General features: G+C 41.8%; 20 protein-coding genes. 6 read left to right on the top strand and 14 right to left on the bottom strand.

The window, feature by feature from the left end; genetic code table 11:
* Nucleotides 1–137 precede the first annotated feature (137 nt).
* The 3 genes from V7O66_RS01060 to V7O66_RS01050 all read left to right on the top strand — a co-directional run bounded on the left by V7O66_RS01060 (nucleotide 138) and on the right by V7O66_RS01050 (nucleotide 5,092).
* Entirely contained in the window at nucleotides 138–1,334 is a 1,197-nt protein-coding gene (locus V7O66_RS01060; protein WP_406661142.1) for a M28 family metallopeptidase, read from the top strand.
* A 268-nt stretch (nucleotides 1,335–1,602) separates the two neighbouring features.
* On the top strand, nucleotides 1,603–3,828 hold the full coding sequence (locus V7O66_RS01055; RefSeq protein WP_406661141.1) for a DNA topoisomerase I: 2,226 nt from the start codon (nucleotides 1,603–1,605) through the stop codon (nucleotides 3,826–3,828).
* A 25-nt stretch (nucleotides 3,829–3,853) separates the two neighbouring features.
* A complete protein-coding gene (locus V7O66_RS01050) occupies nucleotides 3,854–5,092 on the top strand; it encodes an MBL fold metallo-hydrolase (protein ID WP_406661140.1) in 1,239 nt (412 codons plus the stop codon).
* A 24-nt stretch (nucleotides 5,093–5,116) separates the two neighbouring features.
* On the opposite strand, the gene V7O66_RS01045 is transcribed toward V7O66_RS01050, so the two are convergent.
* The 7 genes from V7O66_RS01045 to larB form a co-directional block, all read right to left on the bottom strand.
* Entirely contained in the window at nucleotides 5,117–5,716 is a 600-nt protein-coding gene (locus V7O66_RS01045; RefSeq protein ID WP_406661139.1) for a tetratricopeptide repeat protein, read from the bottom strand.
* Nucleotides 5,717–5,870: 154 nt separating this feature from the next.
* Nucleotides 5,871–6,383: a hypothetical protein gene (locus V7O66_RS01040; RefSeq protein WP_406661138.1), complete on the bottom strand. Its 513-nt coding sequence runs from the start codon at nucleotides 6,381–6,383 to the stop codon at nucleotides 5,871–5,873.
* An 18-nt stretch (nucleotides 6,384–6,401) separates the two neighbouring features.
* On the bottom strand, nucleotides 6,402–7,016 hold the full coding sequence (locus V7O66_RS01035) for a molybdenum cofactor guanylyltransferase (protein ID WP_406661137.1): 615 nt from the start codon (nucleotides 7,014–7,016) through the stop codon (nucleotides 6,402–6,404).
* A gap of 42 nt (nucleotides 7,017–7,058) precedes the next feature.
* A complete protein-coding gene (locus V7O66_RS01030) occupies nucleotides 7,059–9,029 on the bottom strand; it encodes a DUF460 domain-containing protein (RefSeq protein WP_406661136.1) in 1,971 nt (656 codons plus the stop codon).
* Nucleotides 9,030–9,059: 30 nt separating this feature from the next.
* Complete coding sequence (locus tag V7O66_RS01025; RefSeq protein WP_406661135.1) at nucleotides 9,060–9,956, bottom strand: serine/threonine-protein kinase RIO2; 897 nt, start codon at nucleotides 9,954–9,956, stop codon at nucleotides 9,060–9,062.
* A gap of 65 nt (nucleotides 9,957–10,021) precedes the next feature.
* Nucleotides 10,022–11,206: a nickel pincer cofactor biosynthesis protein LarC gene (gene larC / locus V7O66_RS01020; RefSeq protein ID WP_406661134.1), complete on the bottom strand. Its 1,185-nt coding sequence runs from the start codon at nucleotides 11,204–11,206 to the stop codon at nucleotides 10,022–10,024.
* Between the two features lie 33 nt (nucleotides 11,207–11,239).
* Entirely contained in the window at nucleotides 11,240–12,022 is a 783-nt protein-coding gene (larB, locus tag V7O66_RS01015) for a nickel pincer cofactor biosynthesis protein LarB (RefSeq protein WP_406661133.1), read from the bottom strand.
* A gap of 124 nt (nucleotides 12,023–12,146) precedes the next feature.
* On the opposite strand from larB, the gene V7O66_RS01010 reads away from it, so the two are divergent.
* Nucleotides 12,147–12,356, top strand: a complete 210-nt coding sequence (locus V7O66_RS01010) for a hypothetical protein (protein WP_406661132.1) — start codon at nucleotides 12,147–12,149, stop codon at nucleotides 12,354–12,356.
* A gap of 6 nt (nucleotides 12,357–12,362) precedes the next feature.
* On the opposite strand, the gene V7O66_RS01005 is transcribed toward V7O66_RS01010, so the two are convergent.
* From V7O66_RS01005 to V7O66_RS00995, 3 genes are read right to left on the bottom strand one after another with little or no spacing between them, the layout of a single operon-like run.
* Nucleotides 12,363–12,794, bottom strand: a complete 432-nt coding sequence (locus tag V7O66_RS01005; protein WP_406661131.1) for a DUF2111 domain-containing protein — start codon at nucleotides 12,792–12,794, stop codon at nucleotides 12,363–12,365.
* Between the two features lie 41 nt (nucleotides 12,795–12,835).
* Nucleotides 12,836–13,750, bottom strand: coding sequence for a thioredoxin-disulfide reductase (trxB, locus tag V7O66_RS01000; RefSeq protein ID WP_406661130.1), 915 nt, complete (start codon nucleotides 13,748–13,750; stop codon nucleotides 12,836–12,838).
* A 12-nt stretch (nucleotides 13,751–13,762) separates the two neighbouring features.
* A complete protein-coding gene (locus V7O66_RS00995; protein WP_406661129.1) occupies nucleotides 13,763–14,005 on the bottom strand; it encodes a glutaredoxin family protein in 243 nt (80 codons plus the stop codon).
* Between the two features lie 180 nt (nucleotides 14,006–14,185).
* Between V7O66_RS00995 and V7O66_RS00990 the strand changes: the two genes are divergently transcribed.
* On the top strand, nucleotides 14,186–14,881 hold the full coding sequence (locus tag V7O66_RS00990) for an AIM24 family protein (RefSeq protein ID WP_406661128.1): 696 nt from the start codon (nucleotides 14,186–14,188) through the stop codon (nucleotides 14,879–14,881).
* Between the two features lie 71 nt (nucleotides 14,882–14,952).
* On the opposite strand, the gene V7O66_RS00985 is transcribed toward V7O66_RS00990, so the two are convergent.
* From V7O66_RS00985 to V7O66_RS00970, 4 genes are all read right to left on the bottom strand, one after another.
* Nucleotides 14,953–15,666 (bottom strand): UPF0280 family protein, encoded by a 714-nt coding sequence (locus V7O66_RS00985; RefSeq protein ID WP_406661127.1) that lies wholly within the window; start codon nucleotides 15,664–15,666, stop codon nucleotides 14,953–14,955.
* 24 nt (nucleotides 15,667–15,690) lie between these two features.
* On the bottom strand, nucleotides 15,691–16,089 hold the full coding sequence (locus V7O66_RS00980) for a 4Fe-4S binding protein (RefSeq protein WP_406661126.1): 399 nt from the start codon (nucleotides 16,087–16,089) through the stop codon (nucleotides 15,691–15,693).
* A gap of 2 nt (nucleotides 16,090–16,091) precedes the next feature.
* On the bottom strand, nucleotides 16,092–17,594 hold the full coding sequence (locus V7O66_RS00975) for a homocysteine biosynthesis protein (RefSeq protein ID WP_406661125.1): 1,503 nt from the start codon (nucleotides 17,592–17,594) through the stop codon (nucleotides 16,092–16,094).
* Nucleotides 17,595–17,846: 252 nt separating this feature from the next.
* Nucleotides 17,847–18,377 (bottom strand): Hsp20/alpha crystallin family protein, encoded by a 531-nt coding sequence (locus V7O66_RS00970; RefSeq protein WP_406661124.1) that lies wholly within the window; start codon nucleotides 18,375–18,377, stop codon nucleotides 17,847–17,849.
* 192 nt (nucleotides 18,378–18,569) lie between these two features.
* Between V7O66_RS00970 and V7O66_RS00965 the strand changes: the two genes are divergently transcribed.
* Complete coding sequence (locus V7O66_RS00965; protein ID WP_406661123.1) at nucleotides 18,570–18,797, top strand: DUF2892 domain-containing protein; 228 nt, start codon at nucleotides 18,570–18,572, stop codon at nucleotides 18,795–18,797.
* Nucleotides 18,798–18,823 lie beyond the last annotated feature (26 nt).

The following is an 18,823-nucleotide window of genomic DNA, read 5'->3' as shown; positions in this document are numbered from 1 at the left end:
CAAATTCTCTACAAAATTATGTATTAACTGCATTATTTATAAACCAAACTAGGTGTCAGAGAGACCTCAAACAAAACATTGAGCCTTTTTATTATTTTTTCAATAAAAACATATTTGATAACATCTTCATATAAAATATGACATTCCTTAATCGTGAAGAAATTGATGAACAAATTGACTCGATCATAATTGAACGTCCTTTGGGCTCTTCAGGCAATGAAAGCGTATTGTCATACCTTAAGAATAAAATAAGCCGTATGAGATACGACATAGAAGTTTTACCCTTTGAGTGTAATTATTGGGAAAAAAGCACTTCATTTTTGGAAATAGAAGATGAAAAATTCAAGATCGAACCTTGCCCATTTTCCAGACCATATGAAGGAGAAGGGGAAATTGTTGTAATAGAAGAGCCTGATGCTTTAAAAGAAGGGAATTTAAAAGGCAAGATTTTGCTTTTGAAGGGAAATATTGCCAAAGAGCCACTGATGCCAAAAGATTTTCCATTTTATTACCCGAAAGAGCATGAAAGGATAATAGAAGGTCTATTAAAAACAGAAGCTTGTGCAATTATTGCAGCTACAGGAAAGCATCCAATGTCCGGACTTGATCCATTTCCGCTCCTTGAAGATGGAAACTTTTCTATCCCAGTAGCATACACTAACGAATTTGTTGGCAACATGATCTTAGAAAAACATGATAAAGCATATTTATGTATCAGCTCATCAGTCCAAAAAGTAAAAAGTGAACAGATCATCGCTTCAAGAAAAGGAAGAAGAGATGATTGTGGGAAAATAATTATTTGTGCCCATATGGATACAAAATATGGAACACCGGGGGCTCTTGATAACGCATCAGGAGTTATGATGATGCTAAAAATTATGCAGAACATAAGAGAGCAGGAAACAGATTTTGATATAGAGTTTGTTCCTTTCAATGGAGAGGAGTACTATGAAGTGAAAGGACAGACAGAATATCTGGATCATATATCAAAAGAAAACAAGCCAATAAAACTCGTAATCAATATTGATTCTCCTGGGCATAAAAAATCAAACTCGGCTTTATCGCTATATAATTTCAGCGAAAAAATGAAAAGTGATATTGATGCGAGGGTTTCAAAGAATAAAAAGATTGAAATTGGACAAAAGTGGTATGCAGGAGATCATGCAATGTTTGCTTTTCAGGGAATTCCTTGTATTGCTGTTACCTCGTCCAATTTATTTGAAAGCGTTTTAGAGCTAACACATACGGAAAATGATATTATAGAGAATCTGGACTTTGATCTGATCAATATTACAGCTGATTTTTTGACAGAAATTATCGATATGACCAATTAACCATTATTAGCAAGAAGGATTTTGTACTGTTTCAATATATCCGCAATTCGATTTTTTGATCAACAGTTTCCAGAGTAATCCAAATTTATCCTTGCCTGAAAGAATTTATCATTTAACATCGTGATTTGCGACAGATATATTTACCAGAATGTTTCTAAGATGAAAACACCGGACATTCGTATCAAAATAAATATTTTTTTACGGATATCATATCAAATACGGGTTTATAAAAATCATTATTATTCATTTGAGGGATTACGGAGATAACATGCATCTCATCATAGCAGAAAAATACCTTGCGGCAAAGAGGATAGCAAAGATCCTTGCCCCGAAGAAACCAAAGGAAGTTAGGGTTAATGGGGTTGATACCTTCGAGATAGGTTCTGATGAAGACAAGCAGATATTTGTCGGGCTTAGCGGACACATTGTGAAACTTGATTTTCCAAAAGCATACAATAATTGGCAAAAAGTAGAAGCAAGAGAGTTAGTAGATGCAGAAGTGATAACTGCATCTACTCAAGTCAAGATTGTATCAGCACTTAAGAAACTTGGAAAACAGGCTACAAAAGTAACAATTGCCACTGACTACGATAGGGAAGGAGAGCTCATAGGTGCTGAAGCCCTTGAGATATTAAAGACAGTGAATCCAGATCTAGAGTTTGACAGGATACATTACAGTGCCATTACCCCAAAAGCAATTAACGATGCTTTTGCCAATCCCACGGAGGTAGATTTTAATCTGGCTGATGCAGGACATTCACGTCAAGTCATAGACCTGGTTTGGGGTGCCTCCCTTACACGTTTCATTTCAATCTCCGCCGGAAGACTGGGAAAGATGTTCCTATCTGTTGGACGCGTACAGTCACCAACACTTGCACTTATCGTTGAGCGTGAAAAAGAAAGGGATGTATTCATTCCTGAGCCTTACTGGGAACTTTCAGCGATGCTCAAAACAAAGGACGATGAGGAATTTCAGGTAGACCACGCGACAAAACGATTCAAGGACAAGGATGAAGTTGACAGTATTCTGGACAAATTAGGTAATACTGCCACTGTTTCAAGTATTAAGACTTCAACTAAGACTGATAAACCGCCAACTCCTTTCAATACAACTGAACTTATGGTTGCGGCCAGTTCAATTGGTTTTTCTGTTGCAAATGTAAAGAGAATTACAGAATCACTTTACACGAATGGTTTTATTTCATATCCAAGAACCGATAACACAGTCTACCCTGAAAGCATTGACCTGCGGGCGCAAATAGAGATATTCAAAACCGGACCTTTCAAGCAGTACGCTGAAAAGTTACTATCAAAAGATGAACTAGTGCCCACAAGGGGTAAAAAAGAGACCACGGACCACCCGCCCATCTTCCCTGTATCACTTGCAAAAAAATCAGAACTCGATGAGCAGGAATGGAAACTCTACGAGCTTGTTGTCAGGCGTTTCTTTGCGACTTTTGCCGAGCCCGCACAATGGGAAACCATACGCGCAAGATTCGACATCAGCGAGGAAGAGTTCAAAGCAAGCGGCGCCAGGCTTGTAGTTCCCGGATGGAGATGGTACTACCATTATAATGCTCCTAAAGACAGGTTGCTACCTGAATTAAAAGAAGATGATAAGCTCGACATAATCAAAAAGGAAGTACAAGCAAAGGAAACGCAACCTCCCGGCAGATATGGTCAGGGAAGATTGATAAAGATAATGGAAGAGCTAGGACTTGGTACAAAGGCAACCAGGGCCGATATTATCAGCAAGTTATATTCAAGGGCATATGTTCATGGTAATCCCCTACAACCCACCAAAACGTCCTACGCTGTTGTGGAAGCACTTGAAAAGTTCGCACCCACCATATCCAGACCGGAAATGACCAGCAAACTCGAAAATGACATGGACAGGATAGCGGAAGGTCAGATCCCCGAGGAAGAGGTTCTGAATGAATCCAGAGAAATGCTTGATTCCATGTTTAACGATCTTGAGAAAAACAGAGAGGACATAACTGAATTATTGCGTGCAGGCTTAAGAGAAGATAAGATCATAGGAACATGTTCCAGTTGCCAATCAAAATTAATGATTATGCGGTCCAAAAGAGGATCACGTTTCATTGGATGCGATGGATATCCAGATTGTAACTTTGCCTTACCTTTACCAAGAAGCGGACAGATAGTGGTAACCGACAAAACATGCGAAGATCATGGACTTTACCACATACGCATAATCAACCCAGGAAAACGACCCTGGGACCTCGGTTGCCCCCAGTGTAACTTCGAAGAATGGAAGAAGACACAGGAAGAGGAAAAAAAGAACAACAACGGTAAGATCAAACCGAAAAATATTACTGATATCGCCGGCATAGGTAAAGTAACTGCTGAAAAACTTTCAGAGGCAGGTATTTCAAGTGTGGATGAACTGATAGCTGCTGATGCGTTCGAGCTTTCCAAAACTACGAGTCTTTCTGTGAAGAAATTAAAAGGATGGCAGGACGCTATTGCATAATGTTGTCTTTACCGGGGTGTAAATGATGGATCTGAAATTCAATGGGGCATGCAGAGAAATGGGGCGTTCGGCTGTTCTGGTCGATGAAAAGATAATGATGGACTATGGTCTCAAACCTGGAGAGATTTTTGAGTATCCGGTTAATGGTGCAAGACCTGAGGTCGTACTTGTCTCACATGCCCACCTGGACCATTCCGGTGCCGTTCCAAGCCTCATGGACCTGGAACCTGATGTATTCATGACAGCACCAACATTTGACCTTACAACAATGCTTGCAAGAGATACGCTCAAGATCGCTGAGATCAAGGGCGAAATGCCTGCTTATGATAGCATGGACCTGACAAGATTCATGGAAAATACACATGAGGTAGATGTCGGAGTGAAATTCAGCACTCATGGTTATAATGTAGAATTCTTTGATGCAGGGCATATTCCAGGCGCTTCAGGCATACATGTGGAAGCAAAGGATGGAAAGAGCCTTTTTTACACAGGAGATATCAATACCATTGACACACGATTGGTATCCGGAGCCAGTGAATTCCCAAAGGCTGATGCCCTGATCATTGAAAGTACATATTTTGACGAAGAACACCATTCCCGAAAAGAGACAGAATCGGCTTTCATTGATTCCCTGGAAGACACACTTAATATTGGCGGTAATGTGATCATTCCCGCATTTGCAATTGGAAGAACCCAGGAAATACTCATGCTTCTCGATGCACATGGTATTCCCGCATATGTAGATGGCATGGGAGTTGCTGCCTATAAAATAATGGCAAAGTATCCTGATTATCTACGCAACCCAACACACCTGAAGAAAGCCTTTGATAATGCAACAGTGGTAAATGGAAGAAAGCGCGACAGAATCCCACTTGATTCCTCTGTCATTGTAACAACAGCAGGAATGCTCAATGGTGGACCTGTAATGCATTACCTGAAAAAGCTATACAAGGATGCAAAATCAAAGGTCATGATCACTGGATATCAGGTTGAGGGAACAAACGGAAGAATGGCTGTGGATACAGGAGTTATCGAGAATGACGGCGTATTGCAGCACCTCAAGATCAAGCTTGAACAGTATGACTTCTCAGCCCATTGTGGTGACAGGGAACTGAAATCCATCGTAAAGGATTTCTGTGACAGAGGCACAGAGCATGTATTTACCATGCATGGAGAAGAAGCGGAAGGTTTTGCACAGTGGATAAGCGATGAGATAGGCGTCAATGCACATGCACCAGAGCTTGGAGAAAGAATAACTGTTTAAGCTCTGAACATAACCACTCGTTCATCATTTTATTTTTTGCATGGTTCTTTTGAGAGTCTCAATGGCATCGCTATGCTCAGGATCTATAGCCAGTACACGTGAAAAACAATTAGATGCATCATCATAGCGACCAAGTCCAAGATATGAGAGTCCTTTTTTGTACCATACAATAGCAAATTTATCATCAAGTTCGATCCCTTTATGAACCTTGCTGTAGCAATCTATTGCTTCATTGTGCTTGCCCATGCATTCAAGAATATCACCTTTGCTTACCCACGTATTATCGTTCTTTGGATCAAGGGCAAGTATCCGGTCATAATATGTGATCGCTTCTTCGCTTCTGCCCATGGTGTAAAGTGCTACACCCAGATTATATAGGACATCAGTATCATTTCTTTTAAGGCTCAGTGATCGTTCAAAACATTTAATGGCATCTTCGTACATGCCCATGAACGCGTAGGAAATACCTTTATTATTCCACACAAGCGCAATAGCCCCATCATTCCAGAGTTCGGGATCTTTCGATCCGGATTCCAGTATAAGAGCAAAGTACTCCAGTTTTTCTTCAGGGTCCTCGGCATCAAAAGCCATTTTGAACCAGTCTTCAGGGGTTCCGTTTTCCATCTCGCCAACCAGCTCCGAGATTTTGACAATATAATAGTAAAAAGTATAAGCTATATCTCATAAATATTTCCAGCGAGTGCTAATGCCGTTAACCTATTATTAAGTTATCGAGAGTATCCTGAAAAAACTGCAACTGGAAAATGCAAATAATAACCTATCCCCTTAGTTCATCAATATGGATGAGCTGATCAGCCTCATCGCCCACCAGACACATTCCTTTTTTATCCATTGCCCAGACTTTATGCTTATCACTCAGACCATCGGGAATTTTTTCTGTGGGGAAGTTTTCGGGATCAATGCCACATGATTCAAAACCTGGATACGTATCAGGGTTCAATTCCATAATAGAGATACTTTTCTTTAGTAATGAAAGGAGATCTTCGATATTCTCCCGATCCCAGTCATTGATCCTGTCACAAATAAGTGGAAGAAGGATCTTTGCCACTCCACTGTTCCTGAGAATCTTGTTCGAAAGGCAAAGAGAAGCATTACCATAGCGAATATTATCGTTTGGTCCCCTGAAACAATATATGCCCTCATCAACCATTTTCACAAGATCCATGGGAACTTCGGAGTTGGAAGCTGCATATCTTACAATTTTAACGTCAAAATCGTATTCTTCTGCGATTGTCTTGATAGCTCCTTCTATTACAATATTTTGATCCATTCTACACACTCCATAAGATTATAGTTCCTCGTTGTCATTTAGCATTTCCATATCTTCCGGGGAATTTATATTGGCAAATGTCCTGAGTTGTCCACCTATTTCTTTTAGTTCGGTTTTATCCATGTAGATGACATCAGATAGCTTGAGCACAGGAGAGAGGACAAACCTATCACCTTCGCCGATGGACTCATCTATCAGGGATATCATTGGGTCCCTGCGATATACAGCATGTAAAGGTTCTTTTTTCCCACCAGGGCTAACAGGTACCACTGCATCATGCCCCTGAACCATTTCAAACAGCTCATTGAGGATATCCGAATCAAGGAAAGGCATATCACATGCAACAACAAGAATATATTCCCCTTCGGCCTTCCTGAAGCCTTCAAGCATTCCGGCAAGTGGACCTATGTTCCTGATACTATCAGTTACCGTCTTTCTTCCCTGCAAATAAGATGAAAAATACTGAACCTGAGATTCGTCCCTTAAGGATATGACCACTTCATCTGACACTTCATCAAGAACCCGCAAAGTATTCTCTATAAGAGCACCTTCCTTGAATGGAAGTAAAGCCTTTTCTTTCCCGTTGAGCCTTGTACCAAGACCCCCGGCCAGCAACAAAGAAGATCTTTTCATGAATTATATCCTGTTAACATAAGGTCCCATCCTGATAAAACATTAAACAAGTCCCCTTCTACGCTCACTTTTGTATTCATCAAGGATGTGCTTGAATTGCTTATGTTCCTTTTCCTTGAGACGTTTTCTGGCACCCTCCTCCCATTTAGCGATCTCCTCATCGAGCCTGCCAGGAACAACAGTTGCAAAATCATCCACCCTTTGAATTTCCAGAGAGCTGAGGACAGGAATTGCGGCATCGTAGAATGATTCAAGGGCAGCATGCGGCATATCCTCGGAAATAATCACTGCCTTTATACCGGATTCCACAAGCATGGAAGCTGTTATGGGACCACCACCACTTGGATCTTCAAGATATACAATATCCCCTTTTTTAATCCCATATGCATCCTTGGTATGTTGAATAGCCTCTTTTGTAAATGAGGAAATGACCTTTACAGGCAGGCCCTCGCCTTTCATCTCCCTCTTTCTGATCTGTTTGAGATGTTTTGTTTGCAGACGTTGTTTCTGAAGAGATCTATTTGACCTACGAAGCTCCTTTTTTAGCCTTGTGATCTCTTTGTCCCTTATCTGTATTTCCTTGTCCCTTTTTAATTTTTCATAAGCTTGTGACTTGATCTTCCTTATTTTTGACTCAAGGGCTTCTATTGTTTTTTCTTTTTCAAGGGGAGCGGATTTCAACTCTGAAACATAGTCCTTCAGTTGTTTTATTTGAGAGTTCTTCAGATGCAATTCATCCCTGAGTTTCTTTACCTGCTCATCAACATCCACTTCTTCAGCCTTCACTTCCTGCTTAACAGTTTTCTTCACCTTTGAGGCAGAGGAGACCTTCTCGATAGCCTCATCTATTGGATCACCATTGATGACATGGAACTTGACCTTATCAATATCAAGGTACTGCGGAGTCTTTTTCTCGACCCGTGAGAAGATATTACGATAAGACCTGTATGTGGTTAATGCTGCAGCAAGCGAGTCCCTTTCATGATCGTTGGAATAGCCAAATGGACGTGCCAGTGCGATCTTATCCTCTGATCTTATTTCCCCTCCGGGAGTACCTATGACTGCATTAAAACTTCTGCGTATCTTCTCAACTGCAGCAGGAGTAGGATGAACGTCGGTTGCTACGATAGCAGGCTTTCCGTATTCTGCGATGAGACGGACAACCTCATCGTGAGATATACCACGAGCACTTTTCGATAGCAATAATTCACCATCCAGCGACAGGATAGCTATTCCCACGGTGGTGCCGGGATCGATTCCGACTATGGTGTATTTGCGTCTGCTTTTTTTCAGGGGTATGTACTTTATCTTATCCCTTTCGACACCCCTGATGGTAACCTGAGCATCAGCATGCACAGATGGTTTTACGGGAATGAGATTTCTCCGGGTATTAACAGTATATTCAGCCCGTACATAACCTCCAAAGCCCTCCGTAATCTTGGTACTGAACGTAAAACCGGTTTCCTTTGAAAAATCACGTAATGTATGTTCGATCTCTCTGCTCATTTCCCTGACAGCACCATGCACCTTCCTACGATAACGGTTCTGGCTCCACCCTCCTCTGCCAAGAGAACGTGCTCTGCTTACCTTTATCTTGGTCATATCCTCAAAAAGAGATACCTCGCAGCCAACCCCAAGGCTTGCAAGTATAGCACATACTTCTGCTTCCTCATTCGGATCGAACTGGTTCATTTTCAGGCCGTGCTCCTGTGCAAGACGAAGCAGAGGTCTCTGGTGAATACCTCCGGTAACCTGTACTAGTTTTGTGTTTTGAGGAAGTCTCTCTAGAAAATGTATAAGTTCTTTTTTATTGGCAGCCAGTTCAAAAATGTTGTCTACGGCAATGTATACAGGATGGTCCTTCTGGACCATCCTCAGGATCCTGTGCCTGCGAAGCATCCTATGATGAGTTACCTCGCCGTCCTTTAAAATAGCAAGTGCATATTTTGGAACTTCCTGAGCCCTGGAAGAACCTTTTGCAATATCTATGCCGTATATAACCCCGTTTCCCATATAATAAATTATGATTATGATAGGATATATCTATGACTCTTCAATGTCTTTTATATAAATAGCGAGTTCAGCAACATCCCTTTTGATATTGTATTTCCGCTTGAAATACTTGAGTACATTAGAGATATCCCTCTCAAGCAGTTCATCTTCATGAGGATGACCGATCCCAACATACTGTGGCCAGTCAATGAATTGCACACCTTTGTCAAAAACAAAAATGTTGTACTCACTTAGATCTGAATGAATGATGCCTTTGCTATAAGTTATCTTCATCTGGCGCATGATCTCATCTAAGAACCATTCAGGGTCACCAAGTTTTGTCTTGTACAGGAGGCTGCCGTTTGCAACTTCCATCACCAGTGCATGGCGGTTATGATCAATTATCTTTGGAGTGGATACATCAGGGTAGAGTTGCTTCATTATGTCTGCTTCTCTTTTTGCAGCAAGTCTGGCAGCATATATCCATGAGAAATGCTCTCTTTCAGCAAGATGGGAGCGTAGCCTCTTGACCTGTTTGAAACTTGTCCTGCCTTCCCTGTGGAATTTTACTATGACACCCTGTTTTTCACCAATGGAAAGTTCAGGGTCCTTTACCGCTTCAAGCACAACCGATTCCTTGCCAACACCGATCTCATCACCAATAGCACTGATGGTACCTCTCTTCACAAAAGTGTTCAGTGCAAGCGCATCGTATGCATCAAAGTATATCTGATAGCCATCATATGGAATATGGGTTGCAACTACCATCTTTTTCTTGATGAGTTCCCTTAACTTGTAATCCAGTGTCCCATAGGGGAGTTTGGAAAACTTGATAAGTTCTTCTATTGGGACCCACTCATAGTGCTTCATCCCAATCTCAATTCCAGTGATTATACGCAGTTCCTTATTGTCAAGGTCCTTGAATTTCTTGATGACATCATCTATCATTTGTTGTGTAATTGATGCAATGGTTTACATTGTTTGTGGTTAGAGATGTAAAAATTTACAAAATTTTACAAAAATCTCCCCCAGGCTTCCTCTTCGACCCTACGAATGACTTGTTTGAGCGGAATTCCAACCTTATCGGCAACCTTGCGGCAGTCCTCGTATTCTGCAGAAATATGCAGTATTTCACCACCCCTGTCCTGTGCTATCTTCACGGCAACTTCGAATACTTCACCTATTAGCGTAATGTTCACGCTGTCCATCCGTCGGTCAGCAACAAAGCGGTGTTTTGTCGGAATTACACGAATACCAAGTGTTCCAGTCTCCTTCATGATCTCACGCGCAATTCTGTCACTGTTCTCAGGTCTTGTTATCACTTTGATAATATGACCTGCACGCCCCTTTTTCATTGTAACGGGTATGATAACAACATCCCTGGCACCGATGGAGAGTAATTTGTCGAAAAGATTTCCCAGAACCTCACCGGTGACATCATCCACATTAGTCTCAAGCACCTCAATGATATCCTTTGATATCATGCTATCAGTTTCCATCAATATGCTACGCAGGACGTTAGGGTTATCAGTATCTGCATTTCCTGCTCCATAACCAACGGAAATTACCTGACCTCTTGGAATGGAATCCACAGGTTTTGCAAAGTGTGACAGAATGGCAGCGCCCGTGGGAGTCAGCAGCTCCCTATTTCCTGAACCGTGGAATAATAATTTGCCCTGTCCTAATATCTCAAGGGTTGCGGGTGCTGGCACCGGCATCATACCATGTGCAGCTTTGACCATACCGCCCCCAACATTTATAGGCGTACAGAAAATGGAATCTGCAGCAATATCATGGATCGCTGTGCAGGAACCTATCACATCGGCAAGGGCATCCTTTTGCCCCACTTCGTGAAAGTGTAGTTCACCCAGTGGCTTGCCATGTATCTTTGATTCAGCTTCCGCAATAATAGAAAAAACATCAAGCACACTTTCCTCAATTGCAGCGGGTAATCCTGCATCCTTTACTGTATCAACTACTTCGAGATAATATTTTGAATGGGACTCATGAGGAATATCAATATGCACATCAACTGATTCAATTCCACGTTTATTGGCAGTTCCAACAGATATCTTGACATCCACAGCAGATTCTACCATCTCACAGATTTTCTTTCTGTCCGCACCAAGCCCTATTAGTGTTCCAAGTATCATATCGCCGGAAGCACCTGAAAACGGTTCAAATACGAGTGATCTCATAATACCCTGTTATATTTTGTTTAAAGTTTGAAATTACAAATTGTTGCATTTCCTGGCTTCTGCAACTGTATTGGCAATACGTGCAGCAAAAGAACCAGCCACAAAACCTGCATCAATGTTCACAACAGAGATGACTGAACATGACTGTAGCATGGAAAGCAATGCAGCCTCGCCTTTTGCACCTGCACCGTAACCAGTGGAAACGGGAAGTCCGATCACAGGCACATCCACAAGGCTCGACACAACTGTGGGCAATGTCCCTTCCCTGCCTGCTGCAACTATTATTGAATCAGGCTTCTTTTCCTGGATCTTTTGCATCTCCCCAACCAGCCTGTGAAAACCTGCAACTCCCACATCATAAATAGCAATTGTCTCACACCCCATCTCATGGGCAACCATTCTTGCCTCTTCAGCAACATCGATGTCTGCAGTACCAGCCGTGATAATAGCAACTATTCCACCTGTGCTAGGTGCCGGTGTACCATCGTGAACAACGGCAGCGCTGCGATGCAAGCTCCACTCTATGAACTCTGATCTAAAATGACTCTCCAGTGACTGCCTGTGGTCATCGCCAAGGCGAGTTATTAACACCCTCCCAGTAGCACTTATCTGTGCCTTTGCGATTTCGACAACATCCCCTGGATCCTTGCCTTCTGCAAGTATGGCTTCCATGATACCGGTACGATGCTTTCGGAAAATATCGATCTTAGCGATATCTGATACCGGGACATATCCCATGGAACGAATCTGTGCTTCGGCTGCATCAAGGTCCATTTCATTGACCTTGATCTTGTTCAATATGCTCTTTAAGTCCATGATTTGCTCATATCTATTTTAGACAAAGGTAATATTTAACCTGAATGGAGATTGTCTATTATAAGCTATAATGAACAGCCAAAATAATAGAAAACTATAAAAGAAATGAAACAATGTTTCTCTTATGAGCTTGCCACTTGAAAAACTATACAACATGCCAATTGCATTACTGATGTTGGTCGGTCTTTCACTCAGTGTATTCCTGTTCTATAGTCTGATGAAAGCGGCTGAAAGTGGAAATGTCCTCATGGTCATTATTCTTGCAATAGCCATATCCATTGTTTCCATTATTATATCAAAGGCTGTCAAATACCATTCTTTCAAAAAATTGTAAGAAAAATCACTTCAACCTTTTTCGTGATTCTTCCACTTCATCGACAATTCCAGGATATTCCTTGAACATCGACAGAATATCAAGAGCTGCAACGATATCAACTACCCCTATTGCACCTATTGTATTGCCTTCAAGAGTTCTGATAGGAGTTACTATCACTGATTTTCCCTTATACACACCTTCGGTGGGCACACCCCTGACTATTTTGCTGGTTTTTATTGCCTCTTCCAGAAGCGGACCGGTATAATCACGATCAAGAACTACGCCCCTTTCCATACGAATACCATTACAATTGCGACTACGCATGGTTATCGGAATCCCAAGCAATGTATGGACTACCTGAGCCACCGGTTCAAGATCAGATGCGCTGGAATCTGCACATATATTCAGACAGAGTGTACCATTGCACGCGTTTCCACATTTGTTTATACATGTCATCTTAAATCACCCCATATCCCTATTCAAAAGCAAGAATATGCTTATTGTTCAAGCTCAAGACCTTCAATATATTCATAAGCTGAAACAGCCGCTATTGCACCATCGGCTACGGCAGTGACTACCTGCCATAAAGGAGTAACACGGCAATCTCCTGCAGCAAATATTCCCCCGACAGATGTTTTCATCTTTTCGGTAGCTTTTATGAAGCCTTGTTCATTTTTCTCTACATCAACCATCCAGGTATTTGGGACTATGCCGATATATATGAACACACCACTGATATCCATCTCTGTGGTTTCACCGGTTTTCACATTCTTGAGAACTACCCCCTCCACTGCATCACTACATACTATCTTCTCAAGACCAGTGTCCCAGATGAACTCAATATTGTCCTTGGAGAATGCCCTCTCCTGCAGTATTCGGGATGAGCGAAGTTGGTCTCTTCTATGGATAACATATACCTTGCTGGCAATATTTGAAAGGATCAACGCATCAGTAAGAGCGGATTCACCACCGCCTATTACGATAACCTCTTCCCCTGAAAAGAATGGCCCGTCACATGTGGCACAGTAAGAAACGCCTTTTGCGATCATTTCTTCTTCACCTGGAACTCCGAGGTGCTTGGGATTGGCGCCTGTGGCAATGATGACAGCTTTTGCCTCTAATTCACCATCATGTGTGATAACTGTCTTTTTGCCATCGCCATCTTCGATCTTTTTTACCTCGGTGGTTTGTACCTCAACTCCAAGACTGACTGCATGTTCTTTGAAGCGGTCCATCAGTTCCAAACCAGCTATTGTCGTGAATCCGGGATAGTTCTCAACCGCATCGGTTGTTGCAATTTGACCCGGAACCACATTCTTTTCAAGTACAAGAATATTGAGACCGTACCTGACAGCATATATCGCTGCTGTAAGACCTGCAGGACCCCCTCCTACAATGATAATATCATACATAGTTAAACCCCATTAATTTACGACCTTACTTGCCTGATCCTCGTCCGGTACACCCACAAAAGCCACTTTATCATCAATGATGGTGGTAGGTATAGAACGTATCTTGAATTTTTCTGCAAGCTCCTTTCCTTCAGGAGTATCAATGTCTACTTCTTCATATTCGAAGTCGAATTGTTCCTTTAGTTTTTGCCAGGTCTTCCTTGCAGTCGGACAAAAATGACACCATTCAGCATGAACCAGAGTAACTTTTACCAAAATATCTCACACTCCTCAATTATCAGATTTCATCTGTTAATAATCTATTAGTGTGTGCACTATATCAAATTAATGTTCACAGCGATTGCCACAGATATACGTAAATATCATATGAAACTTAGTTAATATTTGTAGATTAATATACATTCAATAATCTTGATAAATAAAGGGAGATCGAAAATGGCACGCTATTCATTAGATGAATTCATTAAAAGCACCGGGCAAAAGGACCTTGGAGAAGGTAAATTTGAACTTGAACGCGATAGGATGTTAGAACTAAACCTTAACGGAAGAGTTTGGATCAAGCGCGGAGCCATGGTAGCATACCTTGGTGATGTAAAATTCACCAGAGAAGGTGTACTTGAGCATGGCCTTGGAAAAATGATGAAGAAAGCGGTCACGGGAGAAGGAGTTAGCTTGACAAAGGCTGAAGGTGCAGGAAAAGTGTACCTTGCTGACAGTGGAAAGAAGATATCCATAATCAACCTCGACAACCAGTCCATATTCGTAAACGGAAATGATCTTCTCGCTTTTGAGGAAAACATCAGCTGGGATATCAAAATGATGAGAAAGGTTGCCGGGATGATGGCAGGCGGGCTTTTTAATGTGAAGCTTGAAGGAACAGGAATGGTTGCAATTACCACACATTACGACCCTCTGACGCTCAGAGTCACAGAAGACCAGCCAGTATTCACAGATCCAAATGCAACTGTTGCATGGTCTGGAAACCTTAATCCGGATATTAAAACAGACATATCATTAAAGACATTTGTAGGACGATCAAGCGGAGAAAGTATCCAGATGGCCTTCAAAGGAGAAGGGTTTGTAGTCATACAGCCTTACGAGGAAATACCCTACGTCCCACATACAGCCTGAATAAATAATGAAAAGGATGCTTCGATAGCATTCTTATCATTAATCCTTAGCAATTTTTAGTGCATTATGGCTTAGCCTTTGGTTATGCACTCATACCGCACTCTGGCTTTTGTCAGCTCGGGGACACTGCCCCAAAAACCCATGTACTCACCTTGTACTACAATGGAACCCTTTATTCCAGGAACATCTTTTACGACATCAAATGATCCCTGAACGGCATCTTTACCCAGACCCGTAGCATTCCCAAGAGCTGTTGCTGCTGAATCAGCAAGCGAAACATTATCTGAAAAAACTACGGCTGCATCAGCCATCCCGAAGCTAATTGATGGGCCAACGGTCCCGGAAGAAGTGCATACGCCGGTAATGCTGTCACGGGGTTCCATGACAAAGCCCAGGTTCTTCAGGGGAGATTCACCAGCGTAAATTCCCATTACCACCGGACGGTCAGTGATCATTGCAATATCGCCTCCATTGTCAACTATGGCAAAAGTAGCACCTGCTTCCACCATTGCCTCCACCGCAAGGGCGGAAATGGTACCTGCGACCGCACTCATGGGGCCAATACCCATTGCATTGCCTGCATCTATCATCCGGCGGACAACTTCGGGAACATCCTGCCCCACACAATAAGGTTCAAGGGTGCTCTGGAAAAAAGGATCACCGGAGATATAGTGCTCCAGTTCCTTCCTGTGGAAGACTATAGCCTCCCTGGCAGCATCCATGTGCTTTGCCGTATCTGCCAGAATAGTAACTATAGTTTCCTTCAGACGGTATTGTTCTTTCATACAAACACAATTGATCATAAAGCTTCAGATAGGTCGCGTGTCTTTAAGAGAAAGTGCATCATGAGGACACATATCCACACAAGTACCACACTGGATGCACTTTGACTGATCCACGATCAGGCTAAAATCATCATCCAGTGAAAAGACATTAGTGGGACATACGGACATACATGCACTGCATTCCACACATTCATCTTCATCCCAGTTTATAGGAGTGTCCAGTCTTATCACATCCGCACCCCTTGAAGTCAGAGCAGGAAATATCTTTTCGAACTCTTCTTCATCTACATCTGCAACTATTTCACCATAGGAACTTTCAAAGTGTGCCTGTGAAACATTCAGGAGAATACCAGTCTCAAGAATTGATTCCGCAAGAATGGGTTTTGTGACAATTTCACTTGAGATATTGATCTTTATTTTCATGCTCATGACCTCCTTGCAACCAGCTTGCTGATATCCCCACTTGTTATAATACCTATGACATTTTTGTCATTATTGAGAACAGGCATTGCCGAAACACCATTCTGATCTATTCTGCGAGCAACAACAGCAACCTGCTCATCTGCCTTTGCAGTCGTGACCTTTCTTGTCATTATATCTTCCACAAGGTCAAACTTGTCTTCAGCCACTGCCTTTGATATATCCCATGAGGTTACTATCCCGACCAGTGAATTCTCCGCACTGACCACCGGAAGATGGTCGAACTTCGATTCCATTATGGTCTTTGCAGCCTTGAAAACACTTGCATCCTGCTTGATAGTCACAACATTTGCAGACATTATCTCAGAAACCAGGGTTACTCCTTCGGTCTGTTTCATTGGTCTGGCTGATATGCCTGTTGGCAGATTCTCCACCGGAGCAGTAACAAAGAACTCGCCCCTGGATATCCAGTCCTTAAGTTCGTTTGCTATTATCCGGGATTTCTTGAAGCTTGAGAGGGAAGAAGTTCTGACATCCTTGCCATTGAGTTCAACAGAACCTGATCTCAGTTCCTCATATGTGACCTGGCGCAAAGAAGGACGGTCCCTGCTGGGAACGCTATAATCAAGTATGTTCGTAGTGATATCCGCATCTGTCACAGCTGTGGCTGCAGCTATCTCCTCATTGAGGATCGGAATTGGAATACCCATTCCCACATAAAGGGAGGTACCATAGCCAGTGAAACTAGCTGCCCTGATGTAATCAGAGTTCATTTCCTTGATATCGCCCTGCAACATCAGGGTTCCGAAATTGCTTGCAGATGAATGCTGAGTACCCTGTCCTATAACGTAACCCTGGGCACCACCGAGGAATATCCTTGTGCCCATACCTATGGTCTTGTAACTTGGATCATTGGACAGCGGAGAGAGAACACCTGCCCCGGAATATGTCACATTGCCGAATCCGGGAAGAAGGGAACCCATATAAGTGTGAATCGTCTGCCGACTTCCATTTGTCGCAGCATTATACTTCTGGTATGCATTACGTGGATTTTGCATAATTGCCTGGTTCATGTCATCAAGACAAAGAGATGTATCAAGCACTTTTCTTGGGTAGCAGTCAGTACCATGTGCTATTGCATGCAGATCAACGGATTTTCCGCGTATAAGGTCCTCAATGACATGCGCACCCCCATATTCTATTCCCTGCGACTCAGATAACTGGGTAGCACCAATAAAAGCATCAACTGCAGCTACACCAGTGTATGCCTCGACATCATTGAGCCATACATTCTGCATCTTGATAGGAGGTTCCGAATGACCAAAATTGAACCAGACACCTGATGAACACATTGCGCCAAAGGTACCGGTGGTCACAACATCAACTTCTTTAGCTGCACCCTCTGCACCCAGCTCACCTACAATATCAACCATTTCCTCAGCAGTGACTACATTGACACTACCGTCTTTTATTCTATTATTAATATCATGAATTGATTTTTTGACCATTGGAATACCTCTTTGCGTAAAAGTAATAATTATAGCGGCTATAAATTACTTATGGTTATTACAAATGAGAATCAATATTCCCGAAAGTAAAGTGGCTTTGATATCTGGTGACTACTATTTAAGCCTGTCAGTTTCACCTGAATTGTATGTAGTATTGTGTCCTTGCAATACAGATATTCATTACAGCTAATGATGAGGAAAAATTAGGATGACATCAGCTAAAAAGAAAATATTGAATGAAATTTAAGTAATTCAATCGATCTTTATCAAACGAGCCTTTCCAAATTCTATTTTATCCATTATGACCTCAAGAACACCGTTTATGTAAGTTGCTCTTGCACTATCAGGATTTACAGTAGCCGAAAAATCGATCAATTCCGAGCTTTCTTCTTCAGAATTCAAAAATTTTATCTCAAGGGTGCTTTCGGTGACATACAATTCTATATCATCTTTTTCAACGCCAGGAAGTTCAGCCATTGCATGTATATGACCCTCAATTTCAAACACGTCGATCAATGGACTTGGATCATCAACACGCATCTGTTGTCTTTCAAATCCATCTGTTTCATTGTCATCAGAAACATTTCCTAACTCCCTTATCCCAGATTTATCCCCGGAACGATTTGATACGGAAAATGCACTAATGAAAGCCTTTTTGGATAAGTCACTCAGGTCCATTCCCAGACGTTCCATAATATAATCCATGATCTCTTCGACATTCTCAAAATCATCTACTTCGAAAATATCATCAAAAAATTCCCGTTTTTTTCTTTTATCAGACACTAAGCAGCACCATATCACAGTTTTATTAAGTGCAATATATTAAATACCCGTACAAAACTGTTTCTGTTAAGCGGGATGATTTGCAAGTGAAAACAGTCATATTCGAAAAAGTATAACTGTTATCACCTACATTTTTTTATCCAGAGCCTTTCGATCAAAGTAAATAAAGAAAGGTTTGGGGAGGTAATTAATATGGACTTGAGCGAAATATTTCTTCAGGAGAATGTAGGGGGTATCGACCTTGTACTAAGAGCAGTGATGGGAACAATAGCAATAACAGCATTGTCACTGGACCTTATAGAATCGGAGCCCTGGAAGTGGGTTTTTGCATTTGTTGCAATTGTAGGACTTTACACATCCATAATGCGTCATTGTAGCCTATATCCTTTTATTAAAATAAATACTGCAAAAAAGCAATAGGAACATCGTTTCATCAATTATTTATT

The sequence above is a fragment of the Methanolobus sp. ZRKC3 genome, from assembly GCF_045291275.1.
Lineage (GTDB): Archaea > Halobacteriota > Methanosarcinia > Methanosarcinales > Methanosarcinaceae > Methanolobus.
This window is presented reverse-complemented; position numbering and strand designations above follow the sequence as displayed.